General features: G+C 66.5%; 18 protein-coding genes. 3 read left to right on the top strand and 15 right to left on the bottom strand.

What is annotated here, in order from left to right:
• The first annotated feature begins 10 nt into the window (after positions 1 to 10).
• Entirely contained in the window at positions 11 to 1477 is a 1467-nt protein-coding gene (locus tag HDC95_RS08160; RefSeq protein WP_259062879.1) for a sodium:alanine symporter family protein, read from the top strand.
• 14 nt (positions 1478 to 1491) lie between these two features.
• Here HDC95_RS08160 and HDC95_RS08165 read toward each other — a convergent pair whose 3' ends face one another.
• The 4 genes from HDC95_RS08165 to HDC95_RS08180 all read right to left on the bottom strand — a co-directional run bounded on the left by HDC95_RS08165 (position 1492) and on the right by HDC95_RS08180 (position 5893).
• Entirely contained in the window at positions 1492 to 2496 is a 1005-nt protein-coding gene (locus HDC95_RS08165; RefSeq protein ID WP_259062880.1) for a LacI family DNA-binding transcriptional regulator, read from the bottom strand.
• A 23-nt stretch (positions 2497 to 2519) separates the two neighbouring features.
• Positions 2520 to 4181, bottom strand: a complete 1662-nt coding sequence (locus HDC95_RS08170; RefSeq protein ID WP_259062881.1) for a glycoside hydrolase family 13 protein — start codon at positions 4179 to 4181, stop codon at positions 2520 to 2522.
• A gap of 63 nt (positions 4182 to 4244) precedes the next feature.
• Positions 4245 to 5171: a 2-hydroxyacid dehydrogenase gene (locus HDC95_RS08175; protein WP_259062882.1), complete on the bottom strand. Its 927-nt coding sequence runs from the start codon at positions 5169 to 5171 to the stop codon at positions 4245 to 4247.
• Positions 5172 to 5221: 50 nt separating this feature from the next.
• Positions 5222 to 5893: a GntR family transcriptional regulator gene (locus tag HDC95_RS08180; RefSeq protein ID WP_259062883.1), complete on the bottom strand. Its 672-nt coding sequence runs from the start codon at positions 5891 to 5893 to the stop codon at positions 5222 to 5224.
• Between the two features lie 83 nt (positions 5894 to 5976).
• On the opposite strand from HDC95_RS08180, the gene HDC95_RS08185 reads away from it, so the two are divergent.
• A complete protein-coding gene (locus tag HDC95_RS08185; protein ID WP_259062884.1) occupies positions 5977 to 7143 on the top strand; it encodes a mandelate racemase/muconate lactonizing enzyme family protein in 1167 nt (388 codons plus the stop codon).
• 26 nt (positions 7144 to 7169) lie between these two features.
• Positions 7170 to 8024 carry a hydroxypyruvate isomerase family protein gene (locus HDC95_RS08190; protein ID WP_259062885.1) on the top strand — a complete coding sequence of 285 codons (855 nt, stop codon included), beginning with the start codon at positions 7170 to 7172 and terminating at the stop codon, positions 8022 to 8024.
• 53 nt (positions 8025 to 8077) lie between these two features.
• On the opposite strand, the gene HDC95_RS08195 is transcribed toward HDC95_RS08190, so the two are convergent.
• The 11 genes from HDC95_RS08195 to HDC95_RS08245 all read right to left on the bottom strand — a co-directional run bounded on the left by HDC95_RS08195 (position 8078) and on the right by HDC95_RS08245 (position 19270).
• The gene (locus tag HDC95_RS08195) at positions 8078 to 8752 is read right to left on the bottom strand and encodes an aspartate/glutamate racemase family protein (protein WP_259062886.1); all 675 of its coding nucleotides are present in this window, start codon (positions 8750 to 8752) and stop codon (positions 8078 to 8080) included.
• A gap of 48 nt (positions 8753 to 8800) precedes the next feature.
• Positions 8801 to 10033, bottom strand: a complete 1233-nt coding sequence (locus tag HDC95_RS08200; RefSeq protein ID WP_259062888.1) for a CaiB/BaiF CoA-transferase family protein — start codon at positions 10031 to 10033, stop codon at positions 8801 to 8803.
• Between the two features lie 41 nt (positions 10034 to 10074).
• On the bottom strand, positions 10075 to 11118 hold the full coding sequence (locus tag HDC95_RS08205) for an ABC transporter permease (protein WP_259062890.1): 1044 nt from the start codon (positions 11116 to 11118) through the stop codon (positions 10075 to 10077).
• Positions 11119 to 11143: 25 nt separating this feature from the next.
• Positions 11144 to 11938, bottom strand: a complete 795-nt coding sequence (locus tag HDC95_RS08210) for an HpcH/HpaI aldolase/citrate lyase family protein (protein ID WP_259062891.1) — start codon at positions 11936 to 11938, stop codon at positions 11144 to 11146.
• Between the two features lie 75 nt (positions 11939 to 12013).
• Entirely contained in the window at positions 12014 to 13549 is a 1536-nt protein-coding gene (locus HDC95_RS08215) for an ABC transporter substrate-binding protein (RefSeq protein ID WP_259062892.1), read from the bottom strand.
• Positions 13550 to 13608: 59 nt separating this feature from the next.
• On the bottom strand, positions 13609 to 14445 hold the full coding sequence (locus HDC95_RS08220; protein WP_259062893.1) for an enoyl-CoA hydratase/isomerase family protein: 837 nt from the start codon (positions 14443 to 14445) through the stop codon (positions 13609 to 13611).
• Positions 14445 to 15287: an ABC transporter ATP-binding protein gene (locus HDC95_RS08225; protein WP_259062894.1), complete on the bottom strand. Its 843-nt coding sequence runs from the start codon at positions 15285 to 15287 to the stop codon at positions 14445 to 14447. Before HDC95_RS08225 ends, HDC95_RS08220 begins: the two co-directional genes overlap by 1 nt.
• On the bottom strand, positions 15284 to 16342 hold the full coding sequence (locus HDC95_RS08230) for an ABC transporter ATP-binding protein (protein WP_259062895.1): 1059 nt from the start codon (positions 16340 to 16342) through the stop codon (positions 15284 to 15286). Before HDC95_RS08230 ends, HDC95_RS08225 begins: the two co-directional genes overlap by 4 nt.
• The gene (locus HDC95_RS08235; RefSeq protein ID WP_259062896.1) at positions 16339 to 17556 is read right to left on the bottom strand and encodes a CaiB/BaiF CoA-transferase family protein; all 1218 of its coding nucleotides are present in this window, start codon (positions 17554 to 17556) and stop codon (positions 16339 to 16341) included. Before HDC95_RS08235 ends, HDC95_RS08230 begins: the two co-directional genes overlap by 4 nt.
• On the bottom strand, positions 17553 to 18479 hold the full coding sequence (locus HDC95_RS08240) for an ABC transporter permease (protein WP_259062897.1): 927 nt from the start codon (positions 18477 to 18479) through the stop codon (positions 17553 to 17555). Before HDC95_RS08240 ends, HDC95_RS08235 begins: the two co-directional genes overlap by 4 nt.
• An 8-nt stretch (positions 18480 to 18487) precedes the next feature.
• Positions 18488 to 19270, bottom strand: coding sequence for an SDR family NAD(P)-dependent oxidoreductase (locus HDC95_RS08245; protein WP_259062898.1), 783 nt, complete (start codon positions 19268 to 19270; stop codon positions 18488 to 18490).
• Positions 19271 to 19282 lie beyond the last annotated feature (12 nt).

Genomic DNA, 19282 nt, shown 5'->3' on the forward strand with positions numbered 1-19282 from the left:
TACTGTCTGAATGGATGCTGTGAATGAGTGGCTGTTGACCTGGGGCGACAACCTGTGGACCTGGCTGGTGCTGCCGATCGTCGTGCTGCTGGGGTTGTACTTCACGGTGCGCTCCGGTGTGGTGCAGTTCCGGCTGATACCCGAGATGCTCCGCACGCTGAAGGATCGGACGCCGCGCAAGGATACGGGTGAGCCGCAGTCGGTTTCGGCGTTCCAGGCCTTCACGATATCTGCTGCATCGCGGGTCGGCGTCGGCAATATCGCCGGCGTGGGCACGGCGATCGCCATCGGCGGCCCCGGCGCGGTCTTCTGGATGTGGCTGATGGCGTTCGTCGGCGGCGCATCCGCGTTCATCGAGTCGTCGCTGGCGCAGCTGTACAAGACGCGTGACGCCGACGGTTTCCGCGGTGGTCCGGCGTATTACATGCAGCGCGGTCTCGGTGCCCGTTGGATGGGCATCCTCTTCGCGGTCATCCTCATCATCTGCTTCCCCGTGGCGTTCAGCTCACTGCAGGCCAACACCATTCAGGCGACCGTCGCCGGCAGCCTCGGCGGCGCGGCAACGGGTTGGCTGCCCTGGGTGACCGGCACGGCGCTCGCCGTGCTCATGGCACTCGTCATCTTCGGCGGCGTCCGCCGTATCGCGTCCGTCACGCAGGCCCTCGTCCCGCTTATGGCGCTGCTGTATCTGCTCCTCGGGCTCGTGATCGTCGCGATGAACATCGAGCGCCTTCCTGAGGTCTTCGCGACCATCTTCACCCAGGCCTTCGGTCCGAACGAGGTCGTCGGCGCGACGCTGGGCTACATCATCCTCACCGGTGTGAAGCGCGGCATGTTCTCGAATGAGGCCGGCCTCGGTTCCGCGCCGAATGCAGGAGCGAGCGCCGCTGTCACGCACCCGGTCAAGCAGGGTCTCGTCCAGACGCTGGGCGTCTATTTCGACACGTTCTTGATCTGCTCGATAACCGCGTTCATCATCCTGGTGTCGGTGCCCGACCTCGCGAGCGCGGAGCGGGGAATCGGCCTGACGCAGGGCGCGATCGTGAGCGCGCTCGGCGGGTGGTCGAACATCCTGCTCATCGTCATCATCTTCCTGCTCGCGTTCAGCTCGATCCTCGGCAACTACTACTACGGCCAATCCAACGTCGAATTCATCACGTCGAGTCGCAAGGTGCTGCTCGGGTACCGCCTCTTCTCGGTCGCAGCCGTCTTCGCCGGCGCGATCGTGTCGGCGGATGTCGTCTGGAACTTCGCCGACGGAGCGATGGGATTCATGGCGATCGTGAACCTCGTCGCCATCGCCCTGCTCTCGGGAGTCGCCTTCCGGCTCCTCAAGGACTACACGCAGCAGCGCCGCGAGGGGCTGGATCCTGTCTTCACGAAGGCGCGACTCCCCGGCGTGCGCGGAATCGAGGTCTGGGAGGACGAGCTGTCGGTCACCGGACCGATCGACCTCCCCGCACAGCGTCGCCGCTGACAGCTCGGGGCCGGTCAGACCCTGGCGGTCGTGCCGCGCACGATGAGTTCGTAGGGCAGCGCGCCAGGTGTGGGGGAGACCAGGGCATCTTCGAGTTTCGCCAGCACAGCGGATGCGGCGCGCTCCCCTTGGGCGAGCGGGAACTGATCGACCGTCGTGAGTTGGAAGAACTCACCCAGCTCGTGGCCGTCGATGCCGACGACGGAGAGGTCCTCCGGCACGCGGAAGCCGAGATCGCGCGCGGCGAGGATCGCGCCGATCGCCATCTCATCGGATGCCGCGAAGACCGCGGTCGGCCGTGGTCCCGGCCGCCCGAGCAGCTGTTTCCCAGCGCGATAGCCGCCCTCGATCGTGAAGTCGGCCGGCTCGAGGAACGCGGGCTTCGGGGTGATCCCGGCATCCGCAAGCGCCTTCTCGAAGCCGAGTCGACGCCGGGTGGGGATGTGGAAGTCGATGTCGAATTCTGGGTTGGCGCCGATGTGTGCGATCTCCGTATGGCCGAGGCTCAGGAGATGCTCGGTCGCCAGCTGCGCCACCGCACCGTCGTCGACCGTGAGGGTGTCGAGCTTCGGGTTCGGTCCGCCGATCGCGATGACCGGGAGGCCGAGTTCGAGCAGACGGGTCGTCTCGGCATCGTCGAGTTCGATCGACACGGCGATCACGGCATCCACGCGCTGGCGCCGCAGCGCCGTGTCGAAGACGTTCCCCCGCACATCCTTGTCGGCCGTGATGTTGTACAGCGTGATGTCGTAGCCCTCGCGCATCAGCGCACTGGAGACCCCGGAGAGCACGGTGCTGAAGAACCAGCGATCCAGGAACGGCACGACCACACCGATGTTGCGCGTGCGACCGGAGGCGAGCGACGAGGCGCGCGACGACACGACATAACCGAGGGACTGCGCGGCCGCGAGCACACGGTCACGCGATGCCGCGGAGACATGGCCGCGACCGCTGAGGGCGCGCGAGACCGTCGCCGTGGAGACGCCGGCCAGTCTCGCGACCTCATCGATGCTCACCATGTCACTCGATCCCAGGAATGCGTTCAGGCCTTGGTGTACCAGGCGGCGTGGTCAACCGGCAGCGCGGTGCCCTCGAACGGCTGGCTCTGCACGACGAAGGTGACGTCGTCGCCGAGCTCCAACGGCTCGGTTCCGATGTTCACCGCGACACGCAGGTCGCCGCGGCGGAACGCGACCGCCGTCTCGCCGAGATCTTCCCACACGAGCGATCCGGTCCCCAGTGCGCGCTCACGGCGAAGCCGGAGCAGCTGCTTGTACAGGTTCAGGGTCGACGTGGCATCCGCCTCTTCGACGTCGCGGGCGAACGTCGCCCATTCGGCCGGCTGCGGCAGCCACGAGTCGCTGGAATCATTGAACCCGAAGGCGGGCGCGGACGCCTCCCACGGAATCGGCACGCGGCAACCGTCACGGCCGTACCGCTCGCCGTTCGTGCGGTACCAGGTCGGGTCCTGGCGGAACTCGTCCGGGATCTCCATGGCCTCAGGGAGGCCGAGTTCTTCACCCTGGTAGAGGTACGAGGAGCCGGGCAGCGCGAGCATAACGGTCGTCGCGGCGCGTGCGCGGGACAGGCCGACGACAGGGTCGGGCTTGCCGGCCGACTTCGGGCCGATCCCCTCGCCCTGCGGGTTGTCGGCCGTGAGCGCCAGGCGTGATGCGTGCCGGACGACGTCGTGGTTGGACAGCACCCAGGTGCTCGGAGCCCCTACCTTGCCGAACTCGTCGAGTGATTCACGGATGACGTCGCGGATGCGCTCGGCATCCCACGCGGTCATCATGTAGGGGAAGTTGAACGTCTGGTGCATCTCGTCAGGACGCACCCAGAGCGCGGTCTGCTGGAGAGTCGGCAGCCACGCCTCGCCGCACAGGGCGCGGTCGCCGTCGTACTCCGCGAGCACGTTGTGCCAGTCGCGGTAGATGTCGTGAACGCCGTCCTGGCCCCAGTAGGGCACGCTGGCCTCGCCGCCGCCCATCGAGTCGGTATCCGCCACCGGGGCGTAGTCCGGAAGCCCGGCTTCCTTGACCATGCCGTGCGCGACGTCGACGCGGAAACCGTCGACCCCGCGGTCGAGCCAGAAGCGCAGGACGGAGCGGAACTCCTCTTTGACCTCTTCGTTCGTCCAGTCGAAGTCGGGCTGGGTCGGGTCGAAGATGTGCAGGTACCACTGGCCGGGTGTGCCGTCGGCTTCGGTCACCCGCTCCCACATGCCGCCGCCGAAGACGCTCTCCCAGTTGTTCGGCGGAAGCTCGCCGTTCACACCGTTGCCGTCGCGGAAGACGTAGCGCGCGCGCTCGCGGCTGCCTGGACCGGCCTTGAGAGCTTCCTGGAACCAGACGTGCTGATCGGAGGAGTGGTTCGGGACCAGATCGACGATGAGGCGGATGCCGCGGGCGTGCGCCTGTGCGATCATCTCGTCGAAGTCGGCGAGCGTGCCGAAGATCGGGTCGACATCGCGGTAGTCGGCGACGTCATAGCCGGCATCCTTCTGCGGGCTGGTCATGAACGGACTCAGCCAGATGGCGTCGACGCCGAGTTCCTTCAACGAATCGAGGCGGCTCGTGATGCCCGGAAGGTCTCCGATGCCGTCGCCGGATGCGTCCGCGAACGAGCGCGGGTAGATCTGGTAGATGACGGCGCTGCGCCACCACTCTGCTCCGGGGGCGGCGAACTGCTCAAGCTCTGTCATGCGACGAGCCTACTGCAAGCGCTTACAGCTGTGCGAGCGCCGGTATCGAATCGGTTCGGCGGCTCAGCCGCCGATCACGACGTTCACGGGGTCTTCGCCGCGCAGCATCCGCTCGATCTGTCTGCGGATGAGTTTCGCGATGCGCGGGTTCATGGCGGTCGAGGCGCCGCCGACGTGCGGCGAGATGAGCACCCCCTCGGTCTTCCAGAGCGGATGCTCCGCCGGAAGCGGCTCCGGATCCATGACGTCCAGCGCGGCGCGGATGCGACCGTTCTGCAGCACTAGGGCGTCGGTGTCGATGAGCGTGCCGCGGCCGACGTTCACGATGAGTGCACCGTCGGGCATGAGCGCGAGCATCCGTTCGTCGAACAGGTGGCGCGTCTCGTCGCCACCGGGCAGCGCGAGCACCACGACCTCGGCATTCGGTACCAGATCGGCGAGCTCGTCGATGGCGTGCACCTGCACGCGTCCGAGCCGTTCGTGCCAGACAGGGCGCGCGGTACGGGCGACGACGGTCAGTTCGACCTCGAACGGTTCCAGGCGCAGGGCGATCGCCTCGCCGACACCGCCGAAGCCGATCAGCAGTACGCGTCGGTCGGCGAGGCTCTCGGCGAAGACCGGAGACCATTCGCCGCGCTGCTGAGCCAGCACGAAGCGGGGGAACTGGCGCTGCGCGGCCAGCGTCAGGGCGAGCGCGGTCTCGGCGGTCGAGGTCTCGTGCACGCTCGCGGCATTCGCGAACGGGATGCCGGCGGGCAGCTTCTCGCCGATCCCGTCATAGCCGATCGTTTGCGCCTGAACGAGACCGACGTCGAGCCCCGCGAGAGCAGAGAGCACCTTGCTTGAGCCCATGTAAGGCGGAACGACGATATCGAGGCGTTCGCGCGGCGCCGGTGAGTCCAAGTCCCAGAGGAGAAGTTCGACCTCCGGTGGAAGCGGGCCGAGGTCGTCGATGAAGTGTTGGGCAGGCAGAGTGACGACGAGAGGCACACTGCGATCCTACCGAAGTGGCGAGATCCCTCTCGCGGTGTTAGCGTCACTCATTTCGCAGGTGGATCCAAGGTGCCGAGGACTGTCACGGCGAGGCTTTGTTCGACGTGTGTACGCGCGAGCCGTTCGGCGCCTGCGCCGTCTCCGCTTGTTACCACGCTCAGGATCTCGTGGTGCTGCTTGAGATCCCGCGTGCGAGGGCTGTCGCCCTCCGGGAGTGACAAGCCGAGCCGGCGATACCTGTCGGATTTGTCCCACACCTCGTCGAGCATCCGAGTCATGACGCGGTTTCCGGATGCGACATACACTGCACGGTGGAAGGCACGATGAGCCTGGATGGCCTCCTCGCCCGATTGGCGATTGACAGGCAGCAGTCGTTCGGCGGCCGTGGACATGATGCTCAGGCTCTCGTCGGTTCGGTGTTCAGCGGCGAGGCGGGTAGCGTACGGCTCGAGGGCAAGCCGCACTTGAAGTAGTTGCCGCGCCTCGTCGGCGCTGACCTCGGAGACCCGGACGTCGCGGTGGGCCGCCATCACGACAAGGCCCTCACTGCCCAGTTGGCGGATCGCCTCTCTCAACGGCGTAATGCTCATGTCCATCGAGTCGGCGAGCTCATCCTGCGACAGACGAACCCCAGGAGGGAGCTCTCCTGTGAGGATGAGTCGCCGGAGCTCGGAGTACGCGAGTGCGGCCTTGCTTGAGAACATGGCGGTCGTGAGCATAGATTCCTGGGTGATCGTTGAGGTCCGGAAGTAGGCAGTATAGCCTCAGATGTAATTTATAAGATGCATCGAAGGGACTATCAATGAAGATCACCTCCGCCTACGCCAGCACAATCCCCATCAGTTCGTCGATCAGGAACGCCTTCATCGATTTCTCGAAGATGGACTGCACGATTCTGGCATTGGTGAGTGATGTCATCGTCGACGGCAAGCCGGTGGTCGGCTACGGCTTCAACTCGAACGGCCGCTACAACGCGACCGCGATCATGAAGGACCGCTTCTTGCCCCGCCTACTCGGCGCCGAACCCGATTCGCTCCTCGCCGAGGACGGCCAGATATCGCCGGCCAAGGCATGGCAACTCCTTATGCGCAACGAGAAGCCCGGCGGACATGGAGAGCGGTCCGTGGCGGTAGGCGTCATCGACATGGCGCTGCACGACCTCGCTGCGAAGATCGCCGGGGTCCCCCTGTATCGATGGATCTCCGACAACTACGGCGACGGGGATCCGGACGAGGACGTCTTCGTGTATGCGGCGGGCGGGTACTACGTACCGGGCAAGAGCATCGGCGATCTGCAGGACGAGATGCGGGTCTTCCTAGATGCCGGCTACGACGTCGTGAAGATGAAGATCGGCGGTGCGGACCTGGCGGAGGACATCACCCGCATCGAAGCTGTCATCGATGTGCTCGGCGGCGACGGCTCCCGGCTCGCGGTGGACGTCAACGGCAAGTTCGACCTCACGACCGCACTCGAATATGGGAAGGCTATCGAGCCCTACGGCCTCTTCTGGTACGAAGAGGTCGGGGATCCGCTCGACTACGCCCTCAACGCCACACTCTCCGAGCACTACGCGCCGCCTATCGCCACGGGAGAGAACCTGTTCTCGGTCCACGACGCCCGCAACCTGCTGCGCTATGGAGGAATGCGCCCCGATCGCGATTACATCCAGGTCGACCCGACGCTCGCTTATGGGCTCACCGAATACCGCCGCGTGCAGGACGAGCTCGCCCGGCACGGCTGGTCCTCGCGCCGGTGCGTCCCCCACGGCGGTCACCAGTTCTCCCTGCACATCGCTGCAGCGCTGAAGCTCGGCGGCAACGAGTCCTATCCAGGGGAGTTCCAGCCCACCGGCGGCTTCGCCGACGACGCGGTCATCTCGAATAGCCGCATCGCTCCCGGCGACCGTCTCGGGATCGGCCTCGAAGGCAAGGCGGAGTTCTACCGTCTGCTCCGGGGACTGCACAGCTGAGCCCGGCGGCGCAGCGATCCGGGATCATGGTGAACACGTCGTACGAACTCTCCGCCAATGTGTCGCTCCTCTTCACGGAGCATCCGTTCCTCGATCGCTTCGCGGCTGCCGCGGATGCCGGCTTCCGCGCCGTCGAGGCGTGGTGGCCGTTCGCGGATGCCGTCCCTTCGGAGGCTCAGCTCGAGGAGCTCCTCGGGGTGGTGGGGGCATCCGGGGCCCGTCTCACAGGACTGAACCTCTTCGCCGGGGACATGGCCGCGGGGATGCGCGGCGTCGCGTCGCACCCCGGTCGGGAGGCGGAGTTCCGCGGCAACGTGGAAGTGATCGTCGATATCGCACAGCGCACCGGATGTCGGCATTTCAACGCCCTGTACGGAGCCGAACTGCCGGATGTCTCTCCGGCCGTGCACGCGCAGACAGCTCTTGACAATCTGACGTTCGCGACCGATGCGCTCGCCCCGCTGGGCGGGATGATTCTGATCGAACCGCTGAGCGGCGTCGATCGGTACCCGATCCAGACGGGCGACCAGGCAGTCGTGGTGGTGGATGCCGTCGCCGCCCGAACCGATGGAGGACGTATCGGGCTGCTCTACGACACCTTCCACCTGAGCAACAACGGAGACGATCTCGTGGCGGTGGCTCGCGCGCACGCCGCGAAGATCGGTCACGTCCAGATCGCAGACACCCCGGGACGCGGGCAGCCTGGGACGGGGACGACAGACTTCCACAGTGTGCTCGGTGCGCTGGATGCGGCGGGCTATGACGGGCTCATCGCCTGCGAGTACGCTCCGACCGTGCCGACGGTGCCGTCGTTGGACTGGATCGATGCCCTGCCCGGGGTGGCGTTGCCGGGGTGGCGTTGCCGGGGCGGTAGTTCCTGAGTAAACGAAGGGATTCCGCGCATGAGCACGGAACCCCTTCGAAGCACTCGTGGCTAGGCCGCCGGGTGGACGAACTCTGCGAGGTTCTGTACGCCCAGTCTCGGGCTGGCGAGAACGGGAACCCCAGTCGACTCCTGGAGCTCTTCGGCGAGACGCGCCATTGAGGCCTGGGCCAGGACGATGCGGTCCACGCCCTGTGTGAGGAGCTCCTGTGCGGCCGCCTTCACCATCTCATCGTGCTTCGCCCGATCGCCCGTCATGAGCACGTCGAATGCCCCTGCGGCGAGCTTCTCTATGACTGTCAGATCCTTCGTGGCCGCAGTGCCGTGGCCGCGAATGAGGTCGGCGGTCGGTCCTAGCGTCGTCGGTACGGTGGCCAGGACGCCGATCGTGCCGCCGGCCGCCGCCGCATCCCGGGTCATGGCGTCGTCGACCTTGATGATCGGGACGTGCACGTGCTGCTTGGCGGCGTCTATGGCCGGGCCGAGCGACGAGCAGGCGGAGAAGATCACGTCGGCGCCAGCGCGTTCGGCAGCCTGCGCGAGATGCATCATTCGGTCCTGGCTGGACTCACTGATCCCCCCGTCGCGGACCACGTCGGCGAGCACCTCCGAGTCGACGAAATGGATGAGCTCATCGCCGGGCATGAGATCCGACACCAGGTCCTGGATCTGCGTGTCGATGTTCAAGAAGACGAAGCTGGTGTGGAGCATCGCGATTTTTGCCATGGTCTGGCCTTTCCTCTGAGTAAGTGGTGTGGGTAGGGTGCAGGGGCCCTAGATGGCCTTCTGCTCCCGGAGGGTTTCGATCTCCGCATCGGTGAAACCGAATTCCCGGAGCACCTCGTCGGTGTGCTGGCCATGTAGCGGGGGAGCAGTGCGCACGCTCGCCGGCGTCTTGTCGAGCTTGTAGGGGACACCGAAGAACTTCATCGGGCCGATCGGGGTGGGCAACTCGACGATCATCTCGTTGTGCAGCGCCTGCGGATCAGTGAAGGCCTCCTCGAAGGTGTTCACAGGGGCGGCGAAGATGTCCTCAGGCTCCATCAGCGCCAGCCATTCGGCGGTCGTCTTGTGCGACAGTGCCTCTTCGATGATCGCACTGAAGAGCTCCCGGTTGTCGAACCGCGGCCAGTAGGTCGAAAAGCGTGGGTCGACGCTGAGATCGTCGATGCCGAGGATGCGGCTCAGCTGGGAGATCTGCCGTCCGCTCGAAAGGGCGATGTAGCCATCCCCCGTCTTGTAGAAGCCATAGGGCGGGGGAGTGTACGGACTGGCGTGCGAGGCCGGCCGCCGCTGGGGCTCGCCCTCCTTGGTGTTCATGAAGTGCAGGCCCCATTCGGCGAGTGCGGCCAGCGCGCTGTCGAACAGGTTCACGTGCACGTGCTGGCCTTCACCGGTTAGTGCGCGGTGGTAGAGCGCAGATGCGACGGCGAAGGCGCCGTTCATGGCCCCGAGCGTGTCGGCGATGGCTGTCCCGACGGGAACCGGACGACCTGTCGCATCCCCGTTTATCCGCCCCCATCCGGTCAGACCCTCGACGAGGACATCCTGACCGGGCCGCTTCACATAAGGACCGTCCGGGCCGTAGCCGGTGGCAGAGGCGTAGACGACGGAGGAGTTGAACTCGGCGCACCGTTCGTATCCAACTCCCAGTCGCTCCATGACTCCGGGACGGAAGTTCTCATAGACGACGTCCACGGTCGGCAGCAGGCGCTCGATCATGGCGAGCCCCTCGGGCGACTTCAGATCCACCGTGATGCTGCGCTTGTTGCGGTTGGATGCGAGGAAGCCGGCGGAGTACGTCTTCGAGTCCTCGTGGTCCTTGCCGTAGAGACCTTTCTCGCCGTAGCGGTCGTCGGGGCGTCCGTCGGGGGTGAGCGACACGCGGCGTTCGACCTTGATCACGTCGGCGCCCATGTCGGCCAGCATCTGGGTGGCGTATGGTCCTTGCATGCGCTCGGTGAAGTCGAGGATGCGGATACCGCTGAGCGGGCCTTGGGAAGTCATCGAACTGGTGTTCCTTTCATGGTGATGCAGGTACGACAGCGTCAGAGTTTCTCGGTGCTGCGCGCCTCGAGCTCCTCTTCGGAGCGGGCGATGGTAGGGGAGGCCTGGGCGGGTGCGGCCGACAGCGTCTCTGCACGCTTGCGTCGTCCTCGTCTCGTCGAGCCTCCGGTGAGGGCGGCGCGCGGATCGATCCAGGCGTAGGCGAGGTCGATGACGAGGTTCACGAAGATGACGAGCGCGGCGATCACGAAGACGCACGCGAGCACGAGCGGGAGATCTCGGCGTTCGATCGCCTGGATGAAGAGGCTTCCCACGCCCGGCCAAGCGAAGATCATCTCGATCACGACGGCGCCGTTGAGGAACGAGGCTAGCTCGTCGCCTCCGACGGTGATGATCGGGATCAGACTGTTCTTCAGCGCGTGGCGGCGTACTATCTTGCTCTCCGGCATCCCCTGCGCGCGCAGCGTCACGATGTAGGGCTTCTTCATCTCCTCCACGAGGGTGGACCTGGCCACCTGCGCGAGTCGGCCGAGTGGCCGAAACGCCAGGGCGGCGGCCGGGAGGATCGCATACTCCAGGCCGCCGTACCCCGATGTGGGCAGCCACCCCAATTGCACGCCGAAGAAGAGGATCAGCATCAGCCCGAGCCAGAAATCGGCGATCGAGACGCCGGCCAGCGAGATCGTCGTCAGCACCCGGTCGAGGAAGCTGCCCGGGTGCAGGGCCGATAGGATGCCGAGCGCCAGGGCGAGTGGCACTGCGATGACGAGCGTCAGGGCAGTGAGCGCCAGCGTCGCAGGGAGCCGCTGCAGCACGAGCCCGAGCGCCGGGACGTTCTGCCACACCGAGTTGCCGAAATCGCCGACGACCCAGCCCGAGAACGAGCTCCAGAACTGGACCAGGATCGGTTCGTTCAGCCCCATGGCCTCTCGCGTATCCAGGTAGAGCTGTTCGCTCGCGGACGGCGGAAGGATCAGCCGGGCCGGGTCGCCGAGTTGGGTGACGACAACCCAGACGACGACGAGGACGGCCAGCAGCACCAGGACGGCGTGCAGCAGCCTCTTGGCGATGTATTTGGCCAGCATGAGCAGCTCCTCTGGAGGTGGAGGGTCAGTAGACGGAAGGTGCGGCGGGCTCGGTGGAGTCCGCGGTGAGGTCTCCGACAGCGGCGACCTGCTGCTGGACCGCCCAGGCGAGCAATCCGGCGTCGGAGAAGATGGTCGCGAAGTCGAGTCCCTGGTCGAGGTAGCCCCGGGCCACATCGCCGGCACCGGTGTGGATACCGACGGCGATGCCGACCTTGCGGCATGCGGCGACGATCTTGTCGATCGCCTCCTGGAGCACGGGAGAGGTTGTGCCCGGCTTCTCGCCGAGCGCGAGCGCAAGGTCGCTGGGGCCGATGTACACGGCGTCGACGCCCGGAACAGCCACGATCTCGTCGAGACGGGCCATGGCTTCGGCCGTCTCGATCATGATGATGCAGGCGATGTTGTCGATCACATCGGGGTCGGTGGATCCGAAGACGTCGCGGACTCGGATCGGACCGTACGAGCGCTGACCGCGGGGAGGATAGCGGCATGCGCGCACGGCGGCGGCGGCATCCTCCGGAGTCTCGATCATGGGGATGACCACGCCGTAGGCGCCCGCGTCCAGCGCGGACATGATGGCGGCGGGCTCGTTCCATCGCACCCGCACTATTCCGATGGCGCCGGCGGCTGTGATGCCCTGCAGCATCGGGAAGGCCGTCGAGTCGTCGATCATGCCGTGCTGCTGATCTACGCAGACGTAGTCCAGCCCCTGCCGTCCGATGACCTCGGCGGCGAACGATCCGGGCAGAGTGCACCAGCCGCCGACGGTCTTCTTGCCGTTCTTCCAGGCGTCGAGGAGGGGATTCATGAAAGTCATGTGAAGTCCTTGCGTAGAGGTGCTGCGTAAGAGTGGATGGGGCTGCCCGGCGGAACTGCCGGGCAGCCCCGGGGTCTAGCTGCGGGTCATCTCCTTGAGGAGGATGAACCCGTCCATGCGGGGTGTCCAGTTCAGATCTTCCACGAGCCCGAAGTTGAAGCTCGGGGCGCCGATGGGGATGACCGGAACCTCGTCGTAGACGAACTCGGCGATCGCGGCCAGTTTCGCCTGACGGTCATCACCCGTCGCGGCGTTGGCCTCGACATACATCTTGTCGAGCTCAGGGTCGCAGAACGCGGAGGTCGCCCCATCGCAGCTGTAGTAACCTGCGATGCTCTGGGAGAAGTCCATCAGCTCGTTGCCGTGCTGCTGGAGGCCGAGCAGACCGCGCTCGGGGGGGATGTTGTCGTATCCCATCGTCCACTGCTCCTCGAAGGCCGCTGTCTCATACATCCCGGAAGTGGCTCCTGTGAGTCCGATGGCGACGAGCTGGTCCGCGATGTACTGGATCTGCTCGTTGGCGCGCAGGATGTATCCCTCGCGGGCATTGACCTGCAGAGGCACAGTGACGTCGACGCCATCCGCCGCAGCTTCCGCGACGAGCTCTTTCGCCTTCTCCGGGTCGTACGGGTACGGTTCGAGGTCCGCGTAACCGACGGCCGCAGAGCCGACGATCTGGCCGAACAGATCGCCGCCGCCGCCGAGGTCGTTCATCACGACGTCCTTGTCGAACGCCATCGAGATCGCCTGTCGGATGCGGAGGTCGCCCAGAGTCGGGTTGGGAGTGTCGAGGCGCAGGAGCACCATCTCCACCGTGGGTGTCGACTCGCACTTCGGAGAATCGTCGCACTGCTCGGTCGTGATCCGGTTGACGAGGTCCGCCTCTCCCTGTCCGACCATCGCTGCTCGGACCGCCGTTTCGGGACGGAAGAGGTAGGTCGCCTTCTGAATCTCCTGTGTGCCGCGCGCGTCGTCGGTGTCGGTCAGACCCCACCAGTCGGGGTTGGCCTCCAGGACGATGTTCTGGCCACGCTCCCACGACACGAACTTGTACGGTCCGGTGCCGATGGGGTTGGTCTCGTACGCGGCAGGGTCATCCTTGATCTGGCTCGGCTCGGGGATCGTGACGAAGTACAGCCGGGTCGGAAGGATCGGATCCGGCGTCTCGGTCTCCGCGTTGAGCGTGAACTCGTCCGTGGCAGTGAACGTCACGTTCGGGCCGAGGAAGGTACGCATCGGGAACGCGTTGTCCGCGTCGAGGACGTAGTTCAGCGCGTCGGCGGCCGCCTGTGCGTTGAAGTCCTTCCCGTTGTGGAACTTGACACCCTCGCGGAGCGTGAACGACCAGTTCAGATCGTCGACCTGCGACCACTCGGTGGCCAACTCGGGGACGAGCTCCGCCGTCTCCGGGTCGCGGTTGAGGAGCGCCTCGCCGACGTTGCGGAGGATCGGATGCCCGTCGTTGGAGTAGGCGTTCCAGCTGGCCAGCGTCCTGGGCTCTTCACCGAGCGCGATCGTGATCTCGCTGGAGTCGCCCCCGTCACCGCCGTTTCCGCCGGTGCCGCCGCTGCACGCCGTGAGGACCATGACCGCTGCGGCCAGGGTGGCCACCGCGCCGATCCGCATCCGACGGAATCCGGAATGTGGCTTCGTTGCCGATATTCGTTTCATCACCGTGCTTCTTTCTCTTGGTGTGCCCCGCTCTGATGAACGGGCCATTTTTCTTGGGACAGTCGGGCCGCCCGCGACGGATCGGTGTCTGCGAACCTCCGTGTGGCGGAGGAATAGGAGGGCTGGGAGTGCGTCGCGTCTCCGGCCAGCATCTGGAACGCGGAGACCAGGCCGCGGTCCGCCAGCGGCTCGGGCGTGAGAGCCACCTTGGCAAGTCGAACCGCCAACGGGCTCTTGGAAGCGAGTTCCTGCGCGAGCTCCCGGGCGGCATCATCCAGAGCATCCCGCTCCACGACCTGGTTGACCAGGCCGCGCAGGTGGGCTTCGTCGGCGGTGACCTGCCGACCGGTGAGGATCCACTCCTTCGCGATGCCTGCACCGACCACGGGGGGCAGCCGTTGTAGCCCACCCGATCCGGGGAGGCTGCCGAGGCCGACCTCTGGCATCGCGAAGATCGCATCCGTTGCCGCGATCCGCAGGTCACAGGCGAGCGCGAGCTCCAGCCCGCCGCCGACGCAGTATCCCTGGATCGCCGCGAGTACGGGCTTAGGGAAGGAAGCGATCTTGTTCTTGGTGCGGAAGTCGAGCTCAACATACTCCTGTTCCGCGCGCCCAGAGAGCTGACCGATCTCGCGAAGGTCCGAGCCGGAACAGAACGCCCTGCCCTCGGCGGCGATTACGATCGCCCCGACGCTCTCGTCGTATTCGAGGTCATCGAAGGCTGCGGCGATGGCCCGATGAGTATGCGAATCGAGGGCATTGAGTACCTGCGGGCGCCGTAGCGTCAGGGTCGCGACGTGTTCTTCGATTTCTACCGAGATCGTTTTCACGGTCATCACGCGGCCCCTTTCGCGCGTGCGGCCGCAGCGGCGCGGCGTTCGGTGAGCTTGCGCCGCTCCTCCACCGGGTCCGGCTCCGGCACGGCCGCGATCAGCGCCTTCGTGTACGGGTGCTGTGGGTTCGTGTAGAGCTGCTCCCGTGTCCCGATCTCGCGGATCGAGCCCTGTTCCATCACGGCGACCCGGTCGCACAGGTGCCGGACGGTGGCCAGATCGTGCGCGATGTAAAGCAGGGTCAGCCCGAGGCGGTTCTTGAGGTCTTGGAACAGATTGAGGATCTGCGCCTGGATCGACACATCGAGAGATGCGACCGGTTCGTCGCAGACGAGCAGCTGCGGGTTCACCGCAAGCGCCCTGGCGATACCGATGCGCTGCCGCTCGCCACCGGAGAAGGCTGCGGGCTTGCGCCCCAGGTGGTCGGGGCGGAGCCCGACGACGTCGAGGAGTTCGACGACCTCGTCCCGAACGACGGATGCCTTCTCCCGCGGGCGGTGGATGCGGATGCCCTCGGCGATGATCTCGCTCACGTTCATCCGAGGATCGAGTGAGGAGTACGGGTCCTGGAACACGAGTTGGGCGTTGGATCGGAAGCTGCGGAGCTTCCGGCCGCGGAGGGTGGTGATGTCGACTCCGTTCAGTCGGACGGCCCCGTTGGTCGGCTCGATCAGCCGCAGCACGCAACGCGCAGTGGTCGACTTTCCCGAGCCCGATTCGCCCACCAACCCGAGCGCCTCGCCGCGGGCAACATTGAAGGAGATGTTGTCCACCGCGGTCACCACCTGCCCACGCACCACGAACTCCCGCGTCAGGTTCTCGACTTCGAGGATGTTGTCGGTCATCGGAGCACTCCGGGTTCTTCGGCCAGCCACTCCGAGAAGTGACAGGCGCTGGGGTGTGTGCCGTTCGGCGGAGTGAGGAGAGCCGGGGCCTCCTCGCGGCAGATGTCCTGGACGTACCGGCAGCGTGCGCTGAAGGGGCAGCCGCTCGGCAGGTTCGACGGCGACGGCGGCCTTCCGCCGATCGTTGTAAGGGTCAACGGGATCGGTCCGTCGATGCGCGGCAGCGACTCGAGCAGTCCTAGCGTGTACGGGTTGATCGACCGGTGGTAGAGCTCCTCGGTCGGTGCTTTCTCCATGACCCGCCCGGCGTACATCACCATCATCCGGTCCGCGAAGCCCGCGAGGATCCCTAGGTCGTGGGTGATGAACACCACGGCCGCACCCTGCTCCTCGGTCAGCGTGTAGAGGAGGTCGATGACCTGCGCCTGCACGCGAACGTCGAGAGCCGTCGTCGGCTCGTCGGCGATGACGAGCCGGGGCTCCCCGATCAAGGCGATGGCGATCATGACGCGCTGGCGCATTCCGCCGGAGAACTGGTGCGGGTAGTCCCGGTACCGTCGCTGCGGCTCCCGGATGCCGACCTTCGCCAGCATCTCGATGGCGCGCTCGCGCGCCTCGTTCCGAGGCACTCCGCGCAGGCGCAGCGGCTGGCTCACCTGGTCGCCGATCGTGCGCACCGGGTCGAGGGCGGACAGCGGATCCTGGAACACGTAGGAGATGTCCCAGCCCCGCAGCGCCCGGAGCTCGGCCTTGGGCATGGTGAGGATGTTGCGACCCTCGAACAGGATCTCCCCGGTGATGTCCGCGCCCTGCAGGAGCCCGAGGAGCGCCTGCGCGGTCACCGACTTCCCGGATCCGGACTCGCCGACAATCCCCACCCGCTCCCGTTCGGAGACGGTGAAGTTCATCCCGTTGACCGCCTTGACGAGCCCGTGCTCGGTGTCGAACGAGACGGTCAGGTCGCGCACCTCGAGAAGAGGCGGGCGGGCGGCCTCCCCCGTCTGCTGGGCCTCGGCGACGGCGCTGGGGCCGGGGTCGCTCTTCAGTCTGTTCACGTGAGAGCTCCTTCGGGCGAGTGGGCGGTGAGGTGATCGGAGGGGAGGCCGAGCTCCGCGAGTATCGCGGCGGTGTCTCCGCCGTGCTCGGGCGGGGCCTTCGGCGGCGGCGGAACCGAATGGGAGAACCGCAGCGGCGAGGCCACCAGGGTGAGCGGGCCGTCGGGGCCGTCGACCGTCTGCAGGCGCTGCGTGCTGACCACCTGCGGGTCGGCGAGGGCCTCGCCCAGTGAGTTCACCCGTGCGACGAAGATGTCGGCGGGCTCGAGGACGGCCAGCCAGTGCGCGGTGGTCTGCGTGGACAGCCTCGCCTCGAGCAGACTCTCCATCTCTGCGCGGTTCTCGTTGCGCTTCTCGAAGCTGTCGAAGCGCGTATCCTCGGTGAGATCGGGCAGGCCGATGAGCGCGCAGATCTCGCTGATCTGGCGTCCGCTGGACAGCGCGATGTGCCCGTCGCTCGTCGCGTAGAAGCCGTAGGGCGGCGGGATGTACCCGTGCCCGTGCATCCGCGTGCCGCGGACGGGCTCGCCGGGGTGGTTGTTGGCGAAGTGGACGATGTGCTCGCTCATAGCGGCCAGGGCCGAGCCAAGCAGATCGACGCTCACCCGCTGCCCCTCGCCGGTGCGTTCGCGGTGCACGATGGCCGCCAGGACGGCGGCTGCGCCGTTGAGGCCGCCCAGCACGTCGGTGATCGACATGCCGACGGGGGTGGGCCTGCCGTCGGCGGACTCGTTCATGACGCCCATGCCGGAGAGCGCCTGCACGAGCACGTCCTGCCCGGGCTTGGTGACATAGGGCCCCTCGTCGCCGTATCCGCTCGCCGAGAGGTAGATGACGTCGGGCTTGATGCGCACGCAGTCGTCGTAGTCCAGGCCGAGGCGGGCCATGGCGCCGGGGCGGAAGTTCTCGTAGACGACGTCGGCCTTGGCGACCAGAGCCGCGGCAACCTCATGCCCGCGGTCCGACTTGAGGTCGAGCGTGATCGAGCGCTTGTTGCGATTATTCGCGAGGAAGGTCGCGCGGTAAAGGGACGAGGGGCGCTCGCTGCCCTCGGTGGCGTAGCGTTCATCCGAACGACCGTCCGGGGTCAGCGCCTCGTGGCGCTCGACCTTGATGACGTCGGCGCCGAGATCGCCCAGCATCTGCGTCGCGTACGGACCCTGCACCCGTTCGGTGAAGTCGAGCACGACGATTCCGTCCAATGGCCCGGTCATACGCTGCGCATCGTTTCTGTGCGCGGGATCGCCGGTACGGAGGCATCCTTCTCCTCGGCGATGCTCCGGTCGGGGGCCTTGTTCGCCGACCGAGCACGGAACCAGGTGGCGAGGATGTTGACGCTGAGCGTGGTGATCAGGATCGCCAGGCCGGGCACGGCGACCAGCCACGGAGCGGTGGTGAGGTACTCGCGTCCTTCGGCGAGCATCAGACCCCAGGACGACTCGGGCGGTTGGATGCCCAGGCCGAGGAAGCTCAGGGAGGCCTCGGTGAGCAGCATGACCGCGAGCTCGAGCGTCGCCAGCACCAGCACCGGGCCCAGAAGGTTGGGCAGCAGGTGGCGGGCGAGGATGCGGAAGTTGGACGCCCCGAGCGATCGGGACGCCTCGATGAACAGCTCGTCGCGCAGGGAGAGCGTGAGCCCCCGGGCCACGCGGGCGTAGACCATCCACCGGGTGACGGCGAGCACGAGGACGATGTTGAGGAAGCTGGGGCCGAGGACGTAGAGCACCAGGAGCGCGATCAGCAGCGACGGGACGCTCATCTGCAAGTCGACCAGTCGCATGATCACGTCGTCGAACCAGCCGCGGTAGTACCCGCCGAGGATGCCGACCACGGTGCCGAAGACGCCCGAGACGACGACGCTCGCGATGCCGACGGACATCGAGATCTGCGAGCCGAGCATGAGCCGCGACAGGACGTCCCTGCCCAGCGGGTCGGTGCCGAGCAGGTGGACGCCGCCGTTGGGGTCGGGCGTCATCGGCGGCTGGTTGCGCAGCGCGATGTCCTGGAAGTAGGGGTCGAACGGGGCGATGAGATGCACGAACAGCGCGCTCACCGCAACCACGAGCAGCGCGATGATGCTCAGTGTGACCATCTTCTGCCGCCAGGCGAACAGGGCGGCCTTTCGGATGACTCTCATGGTTTCTCCTAGCCGAGCATCGAGACGCCGCCATCGACATACACGGCTGTTCCCGTGATGAACGATGCGCGTGCGGATAGCAGGAACTCCGTGGCGGCGGCCTGCTCGTCGGCGGTGGCGAGCCGTCCGAGCGGGATGCCGGGACGGAACTGCTCGAGGGATCCTTCGACCTTCTCCTTGAGGAGGTTGGGGCCGTCGGTGCGGACGGCCTGCTCGATCATGGGCGTCGCCGTCACGCCGGGGCACAGGGCGTTGACCCTGACCCGCTGGGGGGAGAGCTCGAGGGCCACCTGCTTGGTGAGGCTGAGCACCGCGGCCTTGCTGGTGCAGTACGCCGACTGGTTCATCCGGGCCGCCGTGGCGGTGACCGATGCGACCGTGACGATCGACCCGACGCTCTCGATGAGAGCCGGGGCCGCGGCCCGGATCGCGATGAACGTGCCGGTGACGTTCACCTCCTGGATCTTCTTCCAGTAGTCGAGGTCGAGGTCGAGGAAGCTCTGCGCGGTCTGGCGGATGCCGGCGGCGGTGACCAGGCCGTTGAGCGCTCCGAAACGCTGGATGACGGCGGCAACCGCTTCCGCCATCGAGGACTCGTCGGTCGTGTCGGCCGCGACGCCAATGACGTCCAGCCCCTCTCCGACGAGCTCCGCGGCTGCCTTCTCGACGGCACCGCCGTCCAGATCGCAGAGCGCCACCCGTGCGCCCGAGCCGGCGAAGCGGCGCGCCATCGAGACGCCCATGCCACCGGATCCTCCGGTGATGAGGATCGATTCTCCGTTGAATTCCATAAGCAAACCCCT

Source organism: Microbacterium sp. AK031 (assembly GCF_024807145.1).
GTDB lineage: Bacteria > Actinomycetota > Actinomycetes > Actinomycetales > Microbacteriaceae > Microbacterium.

Bases quoted from the DNA above. Each gene is read 5' to 3' on its own strand.
- HDC95_RS08160 (WP_259062879.1), top strand. From the start codon at position 11: ATGGATGCTGTGAATGAGTGGCTGTTGACCTGGGGCGACAACCTGTGG.
- HDC95_RS08165 (WP_259062880.1), bottom strand. From the start codon at position 2,496: ATGGTGAGCATCGATGAGGTCGCGAGACTGGCCGGCGTCTCCACGGCG.
- HDC95_RS08170 (WP_259062881.1), bottom strand. From the start codon at position 4,181: ATGACAGAGCTTGAGCAGTTCGCCGCCCCCGGAGCAGAGTGGTGGCGC.
- HDC95_RS08180 (WP_259062883.1), bottom strand. From the start codon at position 5,893: ATGCTCACGACCGCCATGTTCTCAAGCAAGGCCGCACTCGCGTACTCC.
- HDC95_RS08185 (WP_259062884.1), top strand. From the start codon at position 5,977: ATGAAGATCACCTCCGCCTACGCCAGCACAATCCCCATCAGTTCGTCG.
- HDC95_RS08190 (WP_259062885.1), top strand. From the start codon at position 7,170: ATGGTGAACACGTCGTACGAACTCTCCGCCAATGTGTCGCTCCTCTTC.
- HDC95_RS08195 (WP_259062886.1), bottom strand. From the start codon at position 8,752: ATGGCAAAAATCGCGATGCTCCACACCAGCTTCGTCTTCTTGAACATC.
- HDC95_RS08200 (WP_259062888.1), bottom strand. From the start codon at position 10,033: ATGACTTCCCAAGGCCCGCTCAGCGGTATCCGCATCCTCGACTTCACC.
- HDC95_RS08205 (WP_259062890.1), bottom strand. From the start codon at position 11,118: ATGCTGGCCAAATACATCGCCAAGAGGCTGCTGCACGCCGTCCTGGTG.
- HDC95_RS08210 (WP_259062891.1), bottom strand. From the start codon at position 11,938: ATGACTTTCATGAATCCCCTCCTCGACGCCTGGAAGAACGGCAAGAAG.
- HDC95_RS08220 (WP_259062893.1), bottom strand. From the start codon at position 14,445: ATGACCGTGAAAACGATCTCGGTAGAAATCGAAGAACACGTCGCGACC.
- HDC95_RS08225 (WP_259062894.1), bottom strand. From the start codon at position 15,287: ATGACCGACAACATCCTCGAAGTCGAGAACCTGACGCGGGAGTTCGTG.
- HDC95_RS08235 (WP_259062896.1), bottom strand. From the start codon at position 17,556: ATGACCGGGCCATTGGACGGAATCGTCGTGCTCGACTTCACCGAACGG.
- HDC95_RS08240 (WP_259062897.1), bottom strand. From the start codon at position 18,479: ATGAGAGTCATCCGAAAGGCCGCCCTGTTCGCCTGGCGGCAGAAGATG.
- HDC95_RS08245 (WP_259062898.1), bottom strand. From the start codon at position 19,270: ATGGAATTCAACGGAGAATCGATCCTCATCACCGGAGGATCCGGTGGC.